The sequence below is a fragment of the Planktothrix sp. PCC 11201 genome, assembly GCF_900009135.1.
In the GTDB taxonomy this organism is placed as follows: domain Bacteria; phylum Cyanobacteriota; class Cyanobacteriia; order Cyanobacteriales; family Microcoleaceae; genus Planktothrix.
The window spans coordinates 1-1,293 of the sequence record NZ_LT797729.1 but is presented as its reverse complement, the minus strand read 5'-3'; the positions used below and the strand labels follow the sequence as shown (position 1 = coordinate 1,293).

General features: G+C 34.4%; 1 pseudogene. It reads left to right on the top strand.

Features of this window, described 5'->3' with window-relative positions:
• Positions 1 to 96: 96 nt before the first annotated feature.
• A pseudogene (locus tag PL11201_RS25420) lies at positions 97 to 1,076 on the top strand (ISAs1 family transposase).
• Positions 1,077 to 1,293: the final 217 nt, after the last annotated feature.

The following is a 1,293-nucleotide window of genomic DNA, read 5'->3' as shown; positions in this document are numbered from 1 at the left end:
GGGCAGGGCTGTTTCAAAGTCGGGTGAAAAAGAGTAAAGAAAGAGCGATAGCCACCTGATAAAATGGAAAGCGATCGCCATTTTTTCTAAAAAAAGATGCTAACGAGTTTAATAGAAAATTTAAAAAAAGTCAAGGACTTCAGAAAAAGTCAGGGAAAAAGGTATGAGTTATGGGAAGTGCTATTTCAACAATAAGAAGGGTAATGAGAGGAGTAGATGAGAAAGATTTAAGTAAAATAGTAAAAGAATGGTCAAGAGATAATTCTCCTAAATTAAAGGGAATAGAGGGATTAGCAATAGATGGAAAAAGTTTAAGAAGTACGGTAAAAGACCCCGGAAATCAGCAGCAAAACATGGGAATAATGGTATCTATATTTAGTCAAGAAACAGGATTAGTATTAGCGACGGAAAAGTTCGAGAGTAAAACCGGTTCAGAACAAGCTGTAGCCCAAAGGATGATAGGAGAATGTGGTCTAAAAGGAAAGTTGATAACTGCGGATACGTTACATTGTAATGTCACCACAGTCCGAAAGATTATCGAGAGTGAAAACGATTATTTAATTGCGGTTAAGAAGAATCAAATCAAACTGTATAATCAAATCGAAAAAATCATAAAAACGACGAAAGCTGAAAGTATAGATACTCAAAAAGAGCGGGGTCATGGACGAGAAATAACTCGTCGGGTATCAGTGTTTAAAAAATCAATAAAAATTGAAAGCCTTTGGGAACATATTCAAAGTATAATTCAGGTAGAACGGTGGGGATACAGAGGAAAAAAGTCTGATAAAGAAACGGTTTATTATATAAGTAGTATCTGGGAAAAGGCAGAATTTTTTTCCCAAAAGATTAAAGGGCATTGGGGGATTGAAAATCAAGTTCATTGGGTAAAAGATGTGTTATTTAAAGAGGATAGTATGAAAATTCATCAAGTACGAGCGGCGACTAATTTGGCATTGCTCAACACCCTAGGATTGAATATTTTCAGAGGTTTAGGATTTTTATCAATAACAGAGGGAAGAAGGTGGTTAGGAAATCAGTGGGAGAAATTAGTGGCTATCTCTTCATCCCCAAGTTAAGAATAGAGCGATTAGTTTAGGAAAAATAGAGAAAAATCACAAACGTAAGTCTTACTCCGTAGGGAATAGGAATATTTATGCTATTTAGATAACTATTTCATATAATTAATATTATATAGCCCTTATAGGAAATATTAATTCTTCCGAAAATAGCTATTATGTTTGAGAATTATGGCTAAAAAGTAAGCTATAATTTTCAAACATGAAACAGCCCTGC